Annotated in this window: 1 protein-coding gene; it reads left to right on the top strand. The window is 69.9% G+C overall.

Going from position 1 to position 582, the window contains the following annotated elements:
• A partial coding sequence (locus OG982_RS30910; RefSeq protein WP_266950290.1) for an acyltransferase domain-containing protein occupies nucleotides 1-582 on the top strand: 582 nt, incomplete at both ends.

The raw sequence follows: 582 nt of genomic DNA, 5'->3' as shown, positions 1-582 counted from the left end.
CGGCGGGAAGCTCGCCTTCCTGTTCACGGGGCAGGGGAGCCAGCGGCTGGGGATGGGGCGTGAGCTGTACGACGCCTTGCCGGTGTTCGCGGATGCGTTGGACGCGGTGTGCGAGCGGCTTGACCTCGAACTGCCGCTGAAGGACTTGCTGTTCGGGGCGGATGCGGCGCTGCTGGACCGTACGGAGTACGCGCAGCCGGCGTTGTTCGCCGTAGAGGTGGCGCTGTTCCGGCTGCTGGAGTCGTGGGGTGTGCGGCCGGACTACCTGTCCGGTCACTCCATCGGTGAGATCGCCGCCGCGCACGTGGCGGGAGTGTTCTCGCTGGAGGACGCGTGCACGCTGGTCGCGGCCCGTGGCCGCCTGATGCAGGCGCTGCCGGGTGGTGGCGTGATGATCGCGGTTCAGGCTTCGGAGGACGAGGTCCTGCCGCTGCTGACGGACCGGGTGAGCATCGCGGCGGTCAACGGGCCGCAGTCGGTGGTCATCGCCGGTGACGAGGACGCCGCTACGGCCGTGGTGGAGGCGTTCGCCGACCGGAAGCACAAGCGGCTCACGGTCAGCCATGCCTTCCACTCGCCGCA

The organism is Streptomyces sp. NBC_01551, from assembly GCF_026339935.1.
Classification (GTDB): Bacteria; Actinomycetota; Actinomycetes; order Streptomycetales; family Streptomycetaceae; genus Streptomyces.
The sequence above is the reverse complement of the archived record's forward strand: the minus strand, read 5'-3'. Positions and strand labels throughout refer to the sequence as shown.